The sequence below is a fragment of the Bacterioplanoides sp. genome, assembly GCF_965226395.1.
Taxonomy (GTDB): Bacteria; Pseudomonadota; Gammaproteobacteria; order Pseudomonadales; family Oceanobacteraceae; genus Bacterioplanoides.
The window spans coordinates 223,009-238,487 of sequence record NZ_OZ245358.1; the positions used below are offsets into that span (position 1 = coordinate 223,009).

The following is a 15,479-nucleotide window of genomic DNA, read 5'->3' on the forward strand; positions in this document are numbered from 1 at the left end:
TAACAACCAGAACGATATACCCCGAGTGGGAAGCTGAATCATATCGGATATTAAGAATAATTCAAATAATTATTTATTTTTATAAATATCAGCAACACACCTTTGTTATATCAAAGGTGTATTGCCTTAATATTAATATACTGTTTAATACCTCAGAGATATGCCATGGCAGCCTGATCAGGCTGCGTACCCCGGGCGCTGCATCATCAGCGCATGCCAGCGCTGTATATTCGGATACTCATCAGCGCGCAGTTTAATAACTTTGGCAAAATCGACTGTCACCACCGCGGTAATATCTGCGGCAGAAAAATTATCACCCGCAACATAGGTATGCTTACTGAGCTGTGCTTCCAGAATCGGATAAAACTTGGCGGTAATATTCCGCGCTTCCACGCCCCACTCTGCAACCGGTGTCATACGGTCTTTAAAAATACCCGTACTGTGCTGAAAGCTATTAAACGCCGGATATAAAAATGCCGCCTCAAGACGGCGATCCCACATTTCAATAACGGCTTTTTCTTCCGCTGTTCGACCAAGCAGAGGATTATCCGGATACATTTCTTCAATATAACGGAATATAGCCGCAACCTCGCTGATACAGGTGCCATTATCCAGCTCCAATACCGGCACTTTGCAGACTGGGTTCTTGGCGGCAAAATCCTCACTGAGGTTGTCGCCCGCTGGTAAGTCCAGCTTAATATATTCGATATTCGTGATTCCCTTCTCCGCTAAAAACATACGTGCCCGACGTGGGCTTGGTGCATATTCAGCATCATAAAATTTCATAAAAATATCCTTTTTCTCATTGTTATGTAGATAAGCAGTGTCAACATACGGCTCTTTATCGTCAATAACATCGAGTGCGACACATTGTTTTAGTCATGGAACACATCATGGTGCCATAACAGCCTGCAGCTTATTTTTTGCTTCAATCCACTGCGACATATACTGACTGCTTTTTAAACTATGGTGCCGCAACATAGCACCATAAAAGTTATTCAACCGATGCGACGGTAACTCCGTCATCAGTCGCTGTACTGCCTCGGCCAGAGCTGTTGCATGGTCATCGTAGGAAAAATATCGGGCAATCACCCGCGAGGCACCCTGAGACGATAACAACCAATCATACGGCTGGTTATAAAGCCGGATGGCGTTGGCAACAAACTGAGCCGGTTCATCAGCAATGGCAGCGGCCTGGCTAGCATCCGAATCCTGTATTCCATCTGAACCGTACATCCCTTCAGCGCCAATGGACGTTGTCACGGCCGGAGTATGGCAGAGCGCAGCATCAATCAACTTCCCTTTTAACCCGGCACCAAAGCGTAATGGCGCTAATAAAACCCGGGCATTAGCCACAACCGGTAACGCCTCATCAGCCCAGCCTTTCACCAGAAACCCTTGTTTTTCATTATGCAGCTGAGTGGCTTTTTTAGGCGGATAAGCGCCATAAATATGCAGCTCCGCCTCGGGAATTTGCTGACGAATGGCGGGCCAGATCTGCTCCTTCAGGTAGCGAACAGCATCCCAGTTCGGTTCATGGCGGAAATTGCCAATCGACACAAAATGCTGACGTTGTTCGTACGACGGAATATCAAATCCGGCCTGATGGTGAGAACACATAAACGGGCAATAATGCAGAATGGCCGCCGGAATCTGAAACCGGGTTTGCAGCAGTTCCATCTCAAACCGGGAGATGGTCAGCGTCAGATCACACCGCAAAATGGCAGCAATCTCGCGCTTGGCCATATCCGAATATAAGTATTCCGATGGCGGCTGAATAATTTGTTGATTGCCCGCTTTTAGCGCAGCATGACGGGCATGCCGAAGAAAATGTAAGTCTTCACTATCCAGAATACGAAGTGCTTCCGGGCAGCATTTTTCCACTCGCCAGCCAAACTGCTCTTCCATCATAAAACGATCAAACATCACCACCTGCGGGTTAAGGTTGGTAATAAACTGATCAAAGCTTTGGCTGTTTAATTCGATCGGCTGCGCTTCAATGCCCAGATCAGCCAGATCGATAGCGTGATCGCTGGCTTCTGCCGGGGAGGCATAAATAATACGATATTCCTGACCTCGGAATACCTGTAATAGCTGTAGCATCCGGCTGCCTGCCGCTGAGGATTTGGGTTCGGGCCAGACATAGCCAATCACAAGCAGTGTTTTCATAAGTCAGTAATCGTCATATTCAGTAGCCAGATATACTTTCAGCCGCCTCCCCGAAGGCACATCCATGTGCCTGCCGGGAGGTCGCAACATCCTGTTGCTGCTTTGAAAGTATATCTGGCTACTGCCTTTAAAATTCGCGACATTGTACACAGAGCCTGTAGTCGATGCAGTGTCGATGATGCTGTACGACTAAGATTATAAAGCACACTTATGGCGGACATTTAAGCCATGCTTATGACGTATACCCGATTCCTTGGTATGATTCGCGGCCAATTGAATAGGCTTATTTTGATGGCGGTTGTCGCCCGGACTTTTTGTTATGACTGAACTCAACACCCCTGCTCATCTCCAGGACGCAAAAGTACTGCTGTCGGACGATGGTTTCACCACCAGCAATGTGTGGTATCACGGCACGTCTTCTGGCCTGATCACCTCGGTTACCAATCAGGGCTTAGTGGGTGGTGGCGACGCCGCGTTGATGAAACGTATGCAAAGCACACTGCAAACCATTCAGGCACCTGCCTTTACCGCCGAAGATCCGGTATTTCTGACGCAGAGCAAAGAGCTGGCTTACTACTGGGCAGACCAAAAAGCCAAAAGCCGTAACCTGTATTTCAGCAATGGAGAAACACCGGCCGTATTTGAAGTCACCCTGAACGATGAAGAAAATGCACTGGTAAAAACCGATGCAGGTGGCGCGGCGTTATTGATGGAACCGGGCAATGCCTATATCAAGCATCTGGGCGAAGTGTACAAGGCCAACGGTAAAGAGCTGGAAGAAATTAACCCATTAAAAGCGGATCGTATGGTGTATATGAACAAGCTGGGTTTAGCTTACTCGAATCAGCCTATTTCGAAGAAAGCCGTAAAATTGCTTGAAGGTTGATAAAAAGCAGCTCGAAGAGTAATTCTTTCGCACAATAAAAAACCGGTCAGATTGCTGCAATCTGACCGGTTTTTTATTGCCTGAATACTCAGGCACCTCAGCTTAAAGCTCAATATTTACAGAGTAGTCATCTCATAAATCGAAGACCGCTCAATCGCACCACCCGCTTGTGCAGAAAAGTTCTTCAGGTGCTCAGACTGCATATGCTGTTGCCATAACTCACGCGTCTGCCACGCCTCATAAAACATAAAGTGTGTGCTATCAGCATTGTCCTGATGCAGGTCGTAACGCAGACAACCCGCTTCAGCACGAGTCGGTGCTACCAATTGATTTAACGCGGACTTCACAAAATCGACCTGATCGGCTTTAGCGTGAATATGGGCAATAATAATCAGTTCTGACATAACGTTTCTCAGTAATCATTCCGGGCCTGATACGGCCTTAGTCCGAGCCGGCAAAAGCCAGCCATCGTGTTTGATACGGAGAAAGTAACAGTTGCTCACCGATAGTGCCATCCTGCTCCGCCAATAAATCACTTAAGCCATCGGGCAACACACCCAGACTGGCCATCGGTAATTTCAGAATACGTTCAGTGACATTTGAAATGGCGTAAATCACCTGGCTTTTATCACATGCAGTCCGCTTGAGAATAAATAAATCCGAATTAATTTTAATCACCTGCTGGCGTGCTTGCGGGTGAAACGCAGCTTGTTGGCGGCGAATGGCAATCATCCGCCGCAGCTCTGCGAACACTTCAGCCTGGGGTGTCACCGGATTATCCAGCAGGCACATTAATTCTTCTTCGTCCCAGATTTTGCGATTAATCGAACGGGTTCGCCCGGTTTGTTCAACGTGGGCTAAATCATTTGGCGTTGCCGTTAAACTATGAATATACACCGCCGGAATACCCTGCATTCCCAGCATAATCGCCTGAGAGCAGATAAAGCGCGGTACCTGAAAATGGTCAACACCACGGCGGGTACCCATACAAGCATCAAACAACGTGATATTAATTTCATACGGGCTTTCACTGCCGTCCGGATTGGCTTTCATGCTGACGAATCCACCAAAGCGGTGCATACAGTCAATTAAGTCCTGTACTTCACGTTCCGGTAAAATGCCTTCAACCGGGCGTACACCAATACCATCATGCGAAGCGGTAAAATTCAGATAGGTACAGCCATCCGGTAATTTAGGAATACTCAGCGCCCAATCGCTTAAAAAGCTGGCATTCCCCCGGTTCAGGGCATGCAGAACCAGCGGCGGCAAGCCAAACTGATACACCATATGCGCTTCATCAGACTGGCCAAAATAACTGAGATTTTCTTTGACCGGCACATTGGTTTCGGTAATTAATACCGCTTTAGGGGCAACGTAATCGAGAATATCGCGCAGTAATTTTACCGCTTCGTGGGTTTGTGACAGGTGCAAACAATTGGTGCCAATTTGTTTCCATAAAAAGGCGATGGCATCGAGGCGAATAAAGCGCGAGCCACGTTCAATATACATCAGAAAAATATCGACAAATTCCAGCAACACTTCCGGGTTAGCAAAATTTAAATCGATCTGATCTTCGCTGAAGGTTGCCCAAACATGACGAATTCCTTCATGGGTATGTACCGGTGATAATAACGGTGTATTACGTGGCCGGGTGACCTGAGATAAGTCCAGTTCCGGATCGGTTTCAATAAAATAATCTTTGTAAGGTTCACGATTACCAATAAAGTCGATAAACCACAGGTTTTCACGTGAGCAGTGGTTAATCACCAGATCAGCCATCACATCAAAATCCCGGGCAATAGCTTCAATATCCGGCCAGTCTCCCCAGTCCGGGTTAACCTGGCGATAATCAATCACCGAAAAACCATCGTCAGAGCTGTAAGGGAAAAACGGCAGGATATGAACACTATTCACCGTGTCCGCTAGGTATTGCGTTAAAAAGTGATGCAGTGTCTGCAGCGGTACGGCATCGGCCTTCTGAATGCTGTTGCCGTAGGTGATCAGAATAACGTCTTGTTCATCCCATCGTGGGTCAGTAGCTCTGGCGGCCTGCTCGGCAACCACACTATTTTGTTGCTCAGCAAATTGTTGGCAACGCGCCAGTAACCGCTCGCTGATCTGATGAATATGGCTGTCGTCGATCACTCCCTGATAAATGGCGGATAATCGTTTAGTAAACTGATTGGCGGCGGCCTGCGACATACATCTCCCCTTTTCCCTCTTACGGCGCTTGTCACGAACACTTTAAATTCGCGCTATTAATTCACGCTTTAAATTCGCACGCTTAACTGGCGATTGCTAATGCCGTTAATGCTTGCCAGTTTTGTGCCGAAATAGCTTCTTTAGGGGTTAACCAGCTGCCGCCTGCAGCAAACACATTTTTCTGTTGCAGGTAATCCTGATAGTTGCCCGCCCCTACGCCACCGGTTGGGCAAAACATCACATCGTGAAATGGCCCGGAGAAAGCCTTTAGCATCTCAATGCCGCCTGCCGCTCCTGCCGGAAAAAACTTCTGATATTTAAACCCGGCATTGCGGGCCTGCATCACTTCACTGGGAGTGGCGACCCCCGGAAGGTAAGAGCCGCCCCAATTTCGGGCGCAGTCGAGTAATTCCTGCGACATTCCAGGGCTAACCGCAAATTCAGCGCCCGCATGCAGTGCATCTTCAAATTGCCGGGCACTGGTCACGGTTCCAACGCCAACAATGGCATCGGGCACATCTTTTCGGATGGTGCGAATCGCTTCCAGGCCATGCTCGGTTCTGAGGGTGACTTCTAATAAACGCACACCGCCGTCCACCAGCGCCTGCGCCATTGGTACGGCATGATCCGGATCGTCAATCACAATTACCGGAACCAGAGGCTTGGCACGCTCTAACCATAAATCCCACTTCATCGTGTTTTCTCCTGTTGATTCATATCCCAGCAAACACTATCAGTCTATTAACGAAGAAAAGGAATTCGGGAGTCTTTTCAAAAGCAGCAACAGGATGTTGCGACCACCCGGCAGGCACATGGATGTGCCTTCGGGGTGGCGACTGAAAAGACTCCTGAAATCCTTTTAACGGTTAAAAATCAATGCTGATCGCGCCTTGTTCAGCTGAGCTGACCTGATTACGGAAGACCTGAAATATCTCACGCCCCAAACCAAAGCTGACCTGCGCCTGAGGTGTTTCAAATTCACGTTGAGCAAATCCAACCGTCAGTACACTCAGCTCTCCGGCATGACCATCCAGCCGCACCACATCACCGTCTTTGATCGCTGCAATCAGGCCACCCGCACAGGCTTCTGGCGATAAATGAATCGCTGCCGGTACTTTTCCTGAGGCACCGGATAAACGCCCGTCGGTTACCAGTGCGACTTTGAACCCGGCGTCCTGAAGATTGGTCAGCGCCGGGGTTAATTTATGCAGCTCCGGCATGCCATTTGCTTTAGGGCCTTGCTGTTTCAGCACCACCACCACATCCTGATTTAATTCACCGGCTTTATACGCCGCCAATGCATCGTTCTGATCGGCGAAGACCTTCGCTGGTGCTTCAACAATCCAGCGATCATCCGGCACCGCCGAAACCTTCATAATGGCATTACCCAGATTGCCACTGACCAGTTTCATACCGCCTTCACGCATAAAAGGTGCATGTGCGGGCGCCAACACCGATAAATCCAGACTTTCGGAAACGGCCGGGCGCCAAGCCAGCTGGTTATCACTATCAAGATAAGGTTCCTGAAAATAATCACTCAAACCAGCTCCCATAATGGTGTTTACATCCGTGTGTAACAGCCCTTCTGATGCCAGTTCACGCATCAGAAACGCCATCCCACCACTGCGCTGAAAGGCATTAATATCCGCCGCCCCATTGGGGTATACCCGGGCTAATAACGGCACCACATTCGACAAGTCGGCCATATCTTCCCAGGTCAGCTCAATGCCCGCCATACGCGCAATCGCAACCAGGTGAATACTGTGATTGGTCGAGCCACCAGTCGCTAATAAGCCCACCACAGCATTAACGATGCTGCGCTCATCAATCATCTGGCCTAGCGGCATAAATCCGGGTTCTAGCGCGGTTTTATGCGCCACCAGCTGCGAAGCGTAGTCGGTTAATACACGTCGTAATGGATCGTTCGGATTAATAAAAGATGAACCGGGAAGCTGAATCCCCAGCATTTCCATCAACATTTGATTGGAATTTGCGGTGCCGTAAAAGGTGCAGGTACCTTCGGAATGGTAAGACGCCATCTCACTGCTCAGCAGCTCATCCTCTCCGACTTCTCCGGCCGCAAACGCCTGACGGGTTTTGGCTTTTTCAGAATTACTGATACCACTGGGCATTGGTCCGGCTGGAATAAAGATGGTCGGCAAATGACCAAAGCGTAGCGCTGCCATCAACAAACCAGGCACAATTTTATCGCAGATTCCCAGCATCACAGCGCCATCAAACACCTGATGAGACAGGCCAACCGCAGCGCTCATGGCAATCACATCACGACTGAACAGAGACAGTTCCATACCATCCTGGCCCTGAGTCACACCGTCACACATGGCGGGCACACCCGAGGCGACCTGAGCCACATGACCGGCTTTTGCCAGTGCGGTTTTAATCTGTTCCGGGTAATGTCGGTAGGGAGCGTGTGCCGAAAGCACGTCGTTGTAAGAAGAGATAATGGCGATATTCGCGGCGCGCTGGGAGGATTTAAGAATCAGTTTGTCATCGTGCGGCGCCGCTGCATAATCGTGGGCCAGATTGGTACAGCTTAACTGATCCCTCACTGGCCCTTGTTGAACCGCTTGCTGAATCATCTGAAGATACGCTTGCCGCTGTGTTTGGCTGCGTGTTATCAGACGCTCGGTAACTCGTTGAATAATCGGGTTAATAGGTACGTCAGCATCACGGTTATGTGGCATTAAGCACTCCGATAAATATTCACCGGCACTTGATTCTGGAACAGAACGGAGCGAACCGGCATAGGTTCAAAATTGTGCTTGTCGTGCTCATCACACACTTGCTCAAACACTTTGTTTTTCGCTTCACCTTCAAAATGCAGGTAAATATGCTTGGAGCGCAGCACCAGTGATAACGACATGGTCATACGCTGAGGAAAGGTCGGCGCATCCATTACCGCAAAACAACAGGCAGCCGCCTGCTCATCCAGACACTGAGTTAAGGACTCAGACCCGGGGAACCAGGATGCCGTATGGCCATCCAGCCCCATGCCCAGCACAACGATGTCGAGCTCATCAATCTGCTCATGCAAACGATTTTCACTGATCATCAGACCTTCTTTCGGCGTTTCCTCTGCATTTTTCAGAGGCACAAAGTAGGCCAGTTTTGCGTGGTTAATCAGCAGGTTGTCTTTCACCAGACGCTCGTTACTGTCTTGATCGTCGCTCTCAACCCAACGGTCATCGACCAGAGTGATCAGCACTTTGGCCCAGTCGAGCTCTTTTTCCGACAGTTTCTGAAAAAACGCTTTTGGCGTTGTGCCACCACTCACAGCCAGGGATACCCGGCCACGCTCATCAATAATTGACTGCATTTTCCTGGCAACGGAGTCGGCCAGTTGCTGAGCCAGAGTGTGTGTATCGGAGAAACGGTTATCGTTAATCATTCAGCTATTCTCATCCCATAGACGCCCGTCTTTGGCAAGCAACAGGGTCGCTGCTGCAGGCCCCCAACTGCCTGAGGTGTAGGGTTCAGGCCGTTGTTCGAGGTCGTTCCAGAAAGTTAAAATCGAGTCAACCCAACGCCAGGCTTCCATAAGCTCATCGTCTCGCAGAAACAGCGTTGCGTTACTGACCAAAACGTCGAACAATAACCTTTCATAGGCTTCAGGTACACGGGTTTTTTTGTGATCCGCCGGATTCAGGCTTAAGTTCATCGGCCGCACGTTCATGCCCGGGCCAATCTTTTTCTCACACAACATCAGACGAATACCTTCATCCGGTTGCAAACGAAACACCAGCTTATTCGCCATGGTATTTTTGTGCTGCAATGGAAAGATGGAGTGCGGTATCTCTTTAAAGTGCACCACAATTTCACAGGCGCGTTCCGCCAGGCGTTTACCGGTACGCAGGTAAAAAGGCACACCAGCCCAGCGCCAGTTTTCAATTTCTACCTTAACGGCAACAAAGGTTTCTGTCTGGCTTTTACCTGCCACATCCGGCTCATCCCGATAACGCGGCACCGGTTTACCATCGGCCACACCGGCATCGTACTGACCACGAACCACTTTATCGTTAATGGCGTCACCGGTAATCGCCCGCAATGAGCGAATGACTTTTACCTTTTCATCCCGGATGGCATCCGGCTCCAGACTCGCCGGCGGCTCCATAGCGGTAATACACAATAATTGCAGCAAATGGTTCTGGAACATATCGCGCATCGCACCAACGTGGTCATAAAAACCGGCACGCTTTTCCACCCCCAAAGATTCAGAAATCGTAATCTGAATATGATCGATGTATTTGTGGTTCCACTGGTGTTCAAACAGTGAGTTGGCAAACCGCAGCACCATCAGGTTCTGCACCGTTTCTTTGCCTAAATAATGGTCAATACGATAAATCTGAGATTCAGCAAAATACTCAGCCACCGCATTATTAATCTGAGTGGCCGATTCAAAATCATGACCAATGGGCTTTTCCAGCACCACTTTGGCGTGTTCATGAATAAGATGACTGTGATGCAACCCGGCACAGATGCTGGTGTAGAGATCAGATCCGGTCGCCAGGTAAAAAACCCGGTTCTGGCATTGCTTATCCAATACCTGTTCCAGTTGCACAAAGGTATTTGCATCGTTCAGGTCAATGGTATGGCACACCAGATATTCAACAAACTGATGCCACAGACTTTCGTCGAAATAACGGGCTTCAAGATGCTGCCTTAACGCCTGGCGCACCTGCTGGAGAAAATCGTCACGTGCCAGCTCACGGCGGGTGATGGCCACAATCTTTCCTGGCTGGGGCAAGCGGCCATCACAAAACAGCATAAACATGGCAGGTAGCAGCTTACGTTGCGACAAATCCCCCAAGCCACCAAACAGAACCAACTCAAATGGCGCATCAATGTGCATCGGCTTTCCTCTTCTGCTTTATTTCAGTGCATCTAACCTTATGACAACGTACCTGACAAAGTACCTATGCGCGGCAGGCCTTGGTGATCAATTAAGCATGTTTCAGGCCTACTCATATTTAGACCCATTCATATTTAAACCCACTCATGTTTAGGTCTACTTGTGCTTCATACTTCAAGCCTGAGTTCAGTATAGACCCGGTCGGCACCGAACTTGCTCCGATTGTGCTCAGTCAGACGATAGATTGATGCTCATTGACGCATAATCGCAACAATTCTGACATAATCTCGACCACTCGCTCGCCTGACTCCCTATTCACCGGCGAGCAAACTGTTTCAAATGTAATTGACAAAGGATTGAATCCAATGATTCGCAAGTGTTTATTTCCTGTTGCCGGTTATGGCACCCGCTTTTTGCCCGCAACGAAATCCATGCCAAAGGAAATGCTACCCGTGGTGAACAAGCCACTGGTGCAATATGGTGTTGAAGAAGCGGCTCAGGCTGGCCTGTCTACGGTTGGTTTTGTAACTGGTCGTGGTAAGCGCGCTATCGCTGACCACTTTGATATCAGCTATGAGCTGGAACATCAGATTCAGGGCTCTGGCAAAGAAACTCTGCTGAGCTCAATCCGTGAGCTGATCGAAAACAATGATTTTGCTTTTACTCGCCAAAACCATATGAAAGGCCTGGGTCACGCCATTCTGTCGGGTCGTAATCTGATGGGTGATGAGCCTTTTGGTGTGGTACTGGCCGATGACCTGTGTGTAGCGGCTGAAGATGGTGAAGGTGTACTGGCGCAGATGGTTAAAATCTACAACCAGTTCCGCTGCTCGGTAGTCGCCATTCAGGAAGTTCCAGAAGATCAGGTTCATAAGTACGGTGTGATTGCCGGTGAAGACATGGGTAATGGCTTGTTCCGGGTGACGGACATGGTCGAGAAGCCAGCGAAAGAAGATGCCCCATCCAACCTGGCGATTATTGGTCGTTATATCCTGACACCGGACATCTTCGACAAAATTGAAAACACCGAGCCCGGCAAGAATGGTGAAGTTCAGATCACCGACGCACTGCTGAAACAAGCCCAGGAAGGCTGTGTGATGGCTTACAAATTCCGTGGTAAGCGTTTTGACTGTGGTTCAATTGAAGGCTTTGTTGATGCTACTAACCACGTGTTTGAGAACGTCTACAAAAAGCAGCAGGGGTAACCGCTGGCCTGATCTCAGGTCGGCTAATAATCCCTAGTTTTTTGTTTTTGTTAGCTTTTTTTAAATTTTCTTAAAAAAAAGTGTTGACGGGGCAAACTCTTCTACATAGAATTCGCCCCGTTGTTGAGAGACATTCCCCGATAGCTCAGTCGGTAGAGCAGTAGACTGTTAATCTATTGGTCGCTGGTTCAAGTCCAGCTCGGGGAGCCAACTTCTCAGGAAGTTAAACAATCAACAACAAACGGGGTATAGCGCAGTCTGGTAGCGCGCCTGGTTTGGGACCAGGATGTCGGGAGTTCGAATCTCTCTACCCCGACCAACAATTTGTTCGAACGATTTTTCGTTCACCTTATGTTCCCCGATAGCTCAGTCGGTAGAGCAGTAGACTGTTAATCTATTGGTCGCTGGTTCAAGTCCAGCTCGGGGAGCCACTTCTTTCTAAGCATTCTGCTTAATATCTATTTAAATCATTCTTCAAAACACTTTTTTGTTTTTGCTATCTATTTAGCTACATCTGCGCATAAAAAAACCCGCAATACAGCTGCATCACGGGTTTTCTTGCCAGAACTCAGAAATCGTTACTTAACAATTTCCAGCAGCTCCACTTCAAATACCAGCGCAGAGTTAGCTGGAATTTTAGGGCTTGGGCTACGAGCACCATAAGCCAGATCAGCCGGAATAGTCAGCTTCCACTTGTCGCCCGGCTGCATCAGTTGCAGCGCTTCGATCCAGCCTTTGATAACACCATTTACCGGGAATTGTGCAGGCTCACCACGCTCAACAGAGCTGTCGAACACAGTACCGTCGGTCAGAGTACCGTGGTAGTGAACACGAACAGTATCAGTCGCTGCTGGCTTCTCACCTTCACCTCCAGCGGCGGTCAGCACTTCGTACTGCAGACCAGACTCAGTTACCTGAACGCCATCACGCTTAGCGTTTTCAGCCAGGAATTCTTCACTGGCTTTTGCCGCTGCATCATCCAGAGCTTCTTGCTTACGCTGCTGCTCTTCACGAACCTGATTGAATGCCGCCTCAATAACAGAGTCTTCAATACGCTGCTCAGACTCAGTCAGAATATCTTTGATACCGGCAGCAATCGCATCGGCATTCATTTCAACAGACTCGCTTGCCAGCTGGCGACCAATGTTCAGGCCAACACCATAACTTGCCTGATCAATATGGTTCTCTAACTTCACTTTTTCCTCCTGGCCACAACCGGCCAATAATGCTGCACCCAGTACAATTGCAGGTGCAAGTTTTGTTAATTTCATGGGGTTTCCTTCGCATGATTTTCCAAGAAGCATCGTACACTACTACAAGCACTCTGGAATTCCTACGAAAGAAGCGCAAAGAACAGCAACAGACAGATCAGCGTCGTTTGCTGACCCGATAAAGACAAAAAGATAACTCCTGAGGGCAGTCCTAACAGGCCCAGTTATCCTTCTCAGCACGACGCTCACACTCACGCGCGATGTTTTTACATACCTGGATTTCAGGTGCCGATAGATTTGCGCCGGTACGGCACATAGCATGACGCTTACGCAGCTCTTTGTCAGATAATTTGCTCATCGCTGAATCAGCACAGCCAGCAACGGATAACACACCAATAATAGCAGCACAAAATAAAGACAAAGATTTCACAATACGACCCGGTTCCTAAACTGGAAGTAGACTCGCATAAGGGCACTTTTTTGTCTAGCCGACAGCACAATGAAGCTCGACAATCTGCCGCTATTTAAAAATCTCGCTATAATCCGCCAAATCAAACAATAATAAGGAAATCACCATGTTATCCGCTATGCGATTACGTATTTCGCTATTCATTCTCATTAGCAGCCTGCTCAGTAGCGCCTGCAGCGGCCCTTCGAAAGAAGAGTTGCGTCGCATGCAGTTATTGCAAGCCCAGCGTGCTGAACTGGCAGCACAACAAGCCCAACAAGCGGCACTGCGTCGTCAGCAACTCAGAAATGAGCGTATCCAGGCCGCAGACCAGGCACTCGCCGCTATGCACATACAAACTCAGCAAACACCAACTCAGAAAAAACAGACTCAACAAATACCAGCTCAAGAACACGTTAAGCTGATTTTCTCCGACCAGAAAAACGCCACACTCCCATCTGGCAACACTTATTTCCAGACATTTCAGCTACAACCAGCAAAATACAATTACGCCAAAAACAAGCAAAGTTTCAGCATTGTGGGAATGCGTAATCTGCCAGATAGCAAGGCATACAGCCCATTATTCCCGGACGAATCAGCCCGTTATCAACCAGGACAGAAAGCCAAATCCGTACTTGAGTTTACTCTGCTGGAAGAAACAGAGCTGAATCGTTTAGGCCAGCAATTATTAAAAGAAAATGGCAAACGCTGGGTTGCCGCAACGCTGAATATTAAAAATTCATCATCACTGAGCAACAAGCATGCAGACTGGGTGTGGGAACCCGGATTATTTGAAGATTTATCCTGGCTGACAGCGCCGGAAATCAGCTATCCCTACACCGCCAAACGGGAATTACAGATACAAATTGGTTTTCGTTTATGCCAGAGAAAAAATCGCTGTTACCTGAACTCAGATTATCAGCAACACCCGACCCAGGCAGTGCGCGCCGAGGTGTTATCCGCTGTGGTATTTAACACACGAACGCATGAAGTCCTGGCGCGCTTTATCAGTGAAGTTGAATAAGTGACGCTAAATAAAGGAGTCAGCCTTTAGGAAGCTTATCTTTGTTTACAAGTTTATCTTTGCTAGCCGGTATTTCTTTTACTGGCTTTTCTTTTACCAACATCTCCTTCAATGCTTTCTCTTTCAGGGGCTTCTCTTTCACAGGTTTAACAAGAGAACGACGATACAGCTCTTTATCATCTTCAAAGAGTTTATCCCCTACCCCTTCCACTTTTTTTAACGCCCGCAGTGAATTTGATAAAAATTCACGTTCATATAAAACCCCAACTACAGCCGTGGCCGCCAGTATAAATACCCAAGGGCTGGCAAACCAGGTTAACAATGCCAGAGAAAAATAAAAGGATCGCAAGCCATAGTTATAGCTGTGACTGGCCTGATCAATAATTTTTGCGCCATAAATAGCAAAACTGCGTCTTTCATTGGCTGTCACACTTTCGTCATCCGGTAATGGCGCCGCGCCGACCAAAACAGAAGCAAAGCCGTATTGTCGTAGCGACCAGGTGAAAGTAAAAAACGCATAAATAAAAACAAACACCAGCGTAATAATTTTCAGCTCTAACGCCAGTAAGGAGGTGGGCTCAACAAAGGTAATTTCCGACAATATTTGTTGCAGCTCCTCAATCGCCGTCAACGCGGCTAATAAACCGGCGAGAATCAGCACACAAGATGAGGCAAAAAAGTTTACGTTACGCTCAAGGTTGGATAATAAAGCCGCATCCCCAACCCGGACGTCACGCTGCAATAAACGTCGCATCCAGTTAATCCGGTGAACGTGTAATACCGATGATAATGACGCTACCTTTTTCGCCATGTATTTAGCAAATAATGAATAGCTGATCCAACAGAACAAAAACCACACCAGACTGATGAGGTTAATAAAACCAATTTCCTGCGTAATAATGGTCATCATAATTTTTCGGTCAAATCCTTACTGAACAGACTCAATACACCATACCCCCACGGACTCACCCAAAGGTAAATTTACTTCATCATCCACACCCAAACCAACCAGCCGTTGCGCCAGTGGTGTGTGAGCACTCACAGCCTGCACCTGATTATTCAATAACCGGCTGGCACAGGGGGTAATCCAGATTAAACGCGGAGAGCTGTTATTGCACTCCAGAGTCACCAGCGCGCCGGTAGCAATTACATCATCATCTGAGAATTCCGGAATCTGCCACTTTTCAAGTCGTATCCGATCCTGCTGTAACTGCAGAATACGCTCTGACTGACCATGGGCCAGATAAGCCGCCTCAAGACTCAGGGTATCGTATTGATTTTCTGGCTGATTATCCTGATGAGCTGCGGCTTCCTGAGCTTGTTGTGCGGCTTTTATTGCCTCATCAATTTCCTGATCAAGACTGCTCAGCAGCAGCGCCTTTAATTCGGCTTTATCCATCATACCCGGTGTTATCTCTGCGTTATTCATGTGCTTATAGTACTTCATCAACTTGCAGAATTGTT

Annotated in this window: 15 protein-coding genes and 3 tRNA genes; 6 read left to right on the forward strand and 12 right to left on the reverse strand. The window is 48.2% G+C overall.

Annotated elements, in window-relative coordinates:
• Nucleotides 1–177: 177 nt before the first annotated feature.
• Together ACO05E_RS00975 and ACO05E_RS00980 are read right to left on the reverse strand one after the other, a co-directional pair.
• A complete protein-coding gene (locus ACO05E_RS00975; RefSeq protein ID WP_419811142.1) occupies nt 178–786 on the reverse strand; it encodes a glutathione S-transferase family protein in 609 nt (202 codons plus the stop codon).
• Nucleotides 787–891: 105 nt separating this feature from the next.
• Entirely contained in the window at nt 892–2,169 is a 1,278-nt protein-coding gene (locus ACO05E_RS00980) for a glycosyltransferase family 4 protein (RefSeq protein ID WP_419811143.1), read from the reverse strand.
• 319 nt (nt 2,170–2,488) lie between these two features.
• Between ACO05E_RS00980 and ACO05E_RS00985 the strand changes: the two genes are divergently transcribed.
• Nucleotides 2,489–3,055, forward strand: a complete 567-nt coding sequence (locus tag ACO05E_RS00985; RefSeq protein WP_419811144.1) for a hypothetical protein — start codon at nt 2,489–2,491, stop codon at nt 3,053–3,055.
• Nucleotides 3,056–3,171: 116 nt separating this feature from the next.
• Here ACO05E_RS00985 and ACO05E_RS00990 read toward each other — a convergent pair whose 3' ends face one another.
• The 6 genes from ACO05E_RS00990 to zwf all read right to left on the reverse strand — a co-directional run bounded on the left by ACO05E_RS00990 (nt 3,172) and on the right by zwf (nt 10,127).
• Nucleotides 3,172–3,459, reverse strand: coding sequence for a putative quinol monooxygenase (locus tag ACO05E_RS00990; RefSeq protein ID WP_419811145.1), 288 nt, complete (start codon nt 3,457–3,459; stop codon nt 3,172–3,174).
• A gap of 37 nt (nt 3,460–3,496) precedes the next feature.
• Nucleotides 3,497–5,257 carry a sugar phosphorylase gene (locus ACO05E_RS00995; protein WP_419811146.1) on the reverse strand — a complete coding sequence of 587 codons (1,761 nt, stop codon included), beginning with the start codon at nt 5,255–5,257 and terminating at the stop codon, nt 3,497–3,499.
• Between the two features lie 82 nt (nt 5,258–5,339).
• Nucleotides 5,340–5,951, reverse strand: coding sequence for a bifunctional 4-hydroxy-2-oxoglutarate aldolase/2-dehydro-3-deoxy-phosphogluconate aldolase (eda, locus tag ACO05E_RS01000; RefSeq protein ID WP_419811147.1), 612 nt, complete (start codon nt 5,949–5,951; stop codon nt 5,340–5,342).
• A gap of 172 nt (nt 5,952–6,123) precedes the next feature.
• Nucleotides 6,124–7,932, reverse strand: a complete 1,809-nt coding sequence (gene edd / locus ACO05E_RS01005) for a phosphogluconate dehydratase (protein WP_419813639.1) — start codon at nt 7,930–7,932, stop codon at nt 6,124–6,126.
• 29 nt (nt 7,933–7,961) lie between these two features.
• On the reverse strand, nt 7,962–8,666 hold the full coding sequence (gene pgl, locus ACO05E_RS01010) for a 6-phosphogluconolactonase (protein WP_419811148.1): 705 nt from the start codon (nt 8,664–8,666) through the stop codon (nt 7,962–7,964).
• Nucleotides 8,667–10,127 carry a glucose-6-phosphate dehydrogenase gene (gene zwf, locus ACO05E_RS01015; protein ID WP_419811149.1) on the reverse strand — a complete coding sequence of 487 codons (1,461 nt, stop codon included), beginning with the start codon at nt 10,125–10,127 and terminating at the stop codon, nt 8,667–8,669.
• A 365-nt stretch (nt 10,128–10,492) separates the two neighbouring features.
• Here zwf and galU point away from each other — a divergent pair, with 365 nt between their 5' ends.
• The 4 genes from galU to ACO05E_RS01035 all read left to right on the forward strand — a co-directional run bounded on the left by galU (nt 10,493) and on the right by ACO05E_RS01035 (nt 11,763).
• Complete coding sequence (galU, locus tag ACO05E_RS01020; RefSeq protein ID WP_419811150.1) at nt 10,493–11,332, forward strand: UTP--glucose-1-phosphate uridylyltransferase GalU; 840 nt, start codon at nt 10,493–10,495, stop codon at nt 11,330–11,332.
• Between the two features lie 134 nt (nt 11,333–11,466).
• A tRNA-Asn gene (locus tag ACO05E_RS01025) sits at nt 11,467–11,542 on the forward strand.
• 32 nt (nt 11,543–11,574) lie between these two features.
• Nucleotides 11,575–11,651, forward strand: a tRNA-Pro gene (locus tag ACO05E_RS01030).
• Nucleotides 11,652–11,687: 36 nt separating this feature from the next.
• Nucleotides 11,688–11,763, forward strand: a tRNA-Asn gene (locus ACO05E_RS01035).
• A 147-nt stretch (nt 11,764–11,910) separates the two neighbouring features.
• Here the strand turns inward: ACO05E_RS01035 and ACO05E_RS01040 are convergent.
• Together ACO05E_RS01040 and ACO05E_RS01045 are read right to left on the reverse strand one after the other, a co-directional pair.
• Nucleotides 11,911–12,603: an FKBP-type peptidyl-prolyl cis-trans isomerase gene (locus ACO05E_RS01040; RefSeq protein ID WP_419811151.1), complete on the reverse strand. Its 693-nt coding sequence runs from the start codon at nt 12,601–12,603 to the stop codon at nt 11,911–11,913.
• Nucleotides 12,604–12,754: 151 nt separating this feature from the next.
• Complete coding sequence (locus ACO05E_RS01045) at nt 12,755–12,973, reverse strand: hypothetical protein (protein ID WP_419811152.1); 219 nt, start codon at nt 12,971–12,973, stop codon at nt 12,755–12,757.
• Between the two features lie 145 nt (nt 12,974–13,118).
• On the opposite strand from ACO05E_RS01045, the gene ACO05E_RS01050 reads away from it, so the two are divergent.
• Nucleotides 13,119–14,015 carry a hypothetical protein gene (locus ACO05E_RS01050; protein ID WP_419811153.1) on the forward strand — a complete coding sequence of 299 codons (897 nt, stop codon included), beginning with the start codon at nt 13,119–13,121 and terminating at the stop codon, nt 14,013–14,015.
• A gap of 19 nt (nt 14,016–14,034) precedes the next feature.
• On the opposite strand, the gene ACO05E_RS01055 is transcribed toward ACO05E_RS01050, so the two are convergent.
• Together ACO05E_RS01055 and ACO05E_RS01060 are read right to left on the reverse strand one after the other, a co-directional pair.
• Nucleotides 14,035–14,925, reverse strand: a complete 891-nt coding sequence (locus ACO05E_RS01055) for a DUF599 domain-containing protein (protein ID WP_419811154.1) — start codon at nt 14,923–14,925, stop codon at nt 14,035–14,037.
• 18 nt (nt 14,926–14,943) lie between these two features.
• The gene (locus ACO05E_RS01060; protein ID WP_419811155.1) at nt 14,944–15,444 is read right to left on the reverse strand and encodes a hypothetical protein; all 501 of its coding nucleotides are present in this window, start codon (nt 15,442–15,444) and stop codon (nt 14,944–14,946) included.
• Between the last annotated feature and the right edge of the window lie 35 nt (nt 15,445–15,479).

Bases quoted from the DNA above. Each gene is read 5' to 3' on its own strand.
- ACO05E_RS00975 (WP_419811142.1), bottom strand. From the start codon at position 786: ATGAAATTTTATGATGCTGAATATGCACCAAGCCCACGTCGGGCACGT.
- ACO05E_RS00980 (WP_419811143.1), bottom strand. From the start codon at position 2,169: ATGAAAACACTGCTTGTGATTGGCTATGTCTGGCCCGAACCCAAATCC.
- ACO05E_RS00985 (WP_419811144.1), top strand. From the start codon at position 2,489: ATGACTGAACTCAACACCCCTGCTCATCTCCAGGACGCAAAAGTACTG.
- ACO05E_RS00990 (WP_419811145.1), bottom strand. From the start codon at position 3,459: ATGTCAGAACTGATTATTATTGCCCATATTCACGCTAAAGCCGATCAG.
- ACO05E_RS00995 (WP_419811146.1), bottom strand. From the start codon at position 5,257: ATGTCGCAGGCCGCCGCCAATCAGTTTACTAAACGATTATCCGCCATT.
- eda (WP_419811147.1), bottom strand. From the start codon at position 5,951: ATGAAGTGGGATTTATGGTTAGAGCGTGCCAAGCCTCTGGTTCCGGTA.
- pgl (WP_419811148.1), bottom strand. From the start codon at position 8,666: ATGATTAACGATAACCGTTTCTCCGATACACACACTCTGGCTCAGCAA.
- zwf (WP_419811149.1), bottom strand. From the start codon at position 10,127: ATGCACATTGATGCGCCATTTGAGTTGGTTCTGTTTGGTGGCTTGGGG.
- galU (WP_419811150.1), top strand. From the start codon at position 10,493: ATGATTCGCAAGTGTTTATTTCCTGTTGCCGGTTATGGCACCCGCTTT.
- ACO05E_RS01040 (WP_419811151.1), bottom strand. From the start codon at position 12,603: ATGAAATTAACAAAACTTGCACCTGCAATTGTACTGGGTGCAGCATTA.
- ACO05E_RS01050 (WP_419811153.1), top strand. From the start codon at position 13,119: ATGTTATCCGCTATGCGATTACGTATTTCGCTATTCATTCTCATTAGC.
- ACO05E_RS01055 (WP_419811154.1), bottom strand. From the start codon at position 14,925: ATGATGACCATTATTACGCAGGAAATTGGTTTTATTAACCTCATCAGT.
- ACO05E_RS01060 (WP_419811155.1), bottom strand. From the start codon at position 15,444: ATGAATAACGCAGAGATAACACCGGGTATGATGGATAAAGCCGAATTA.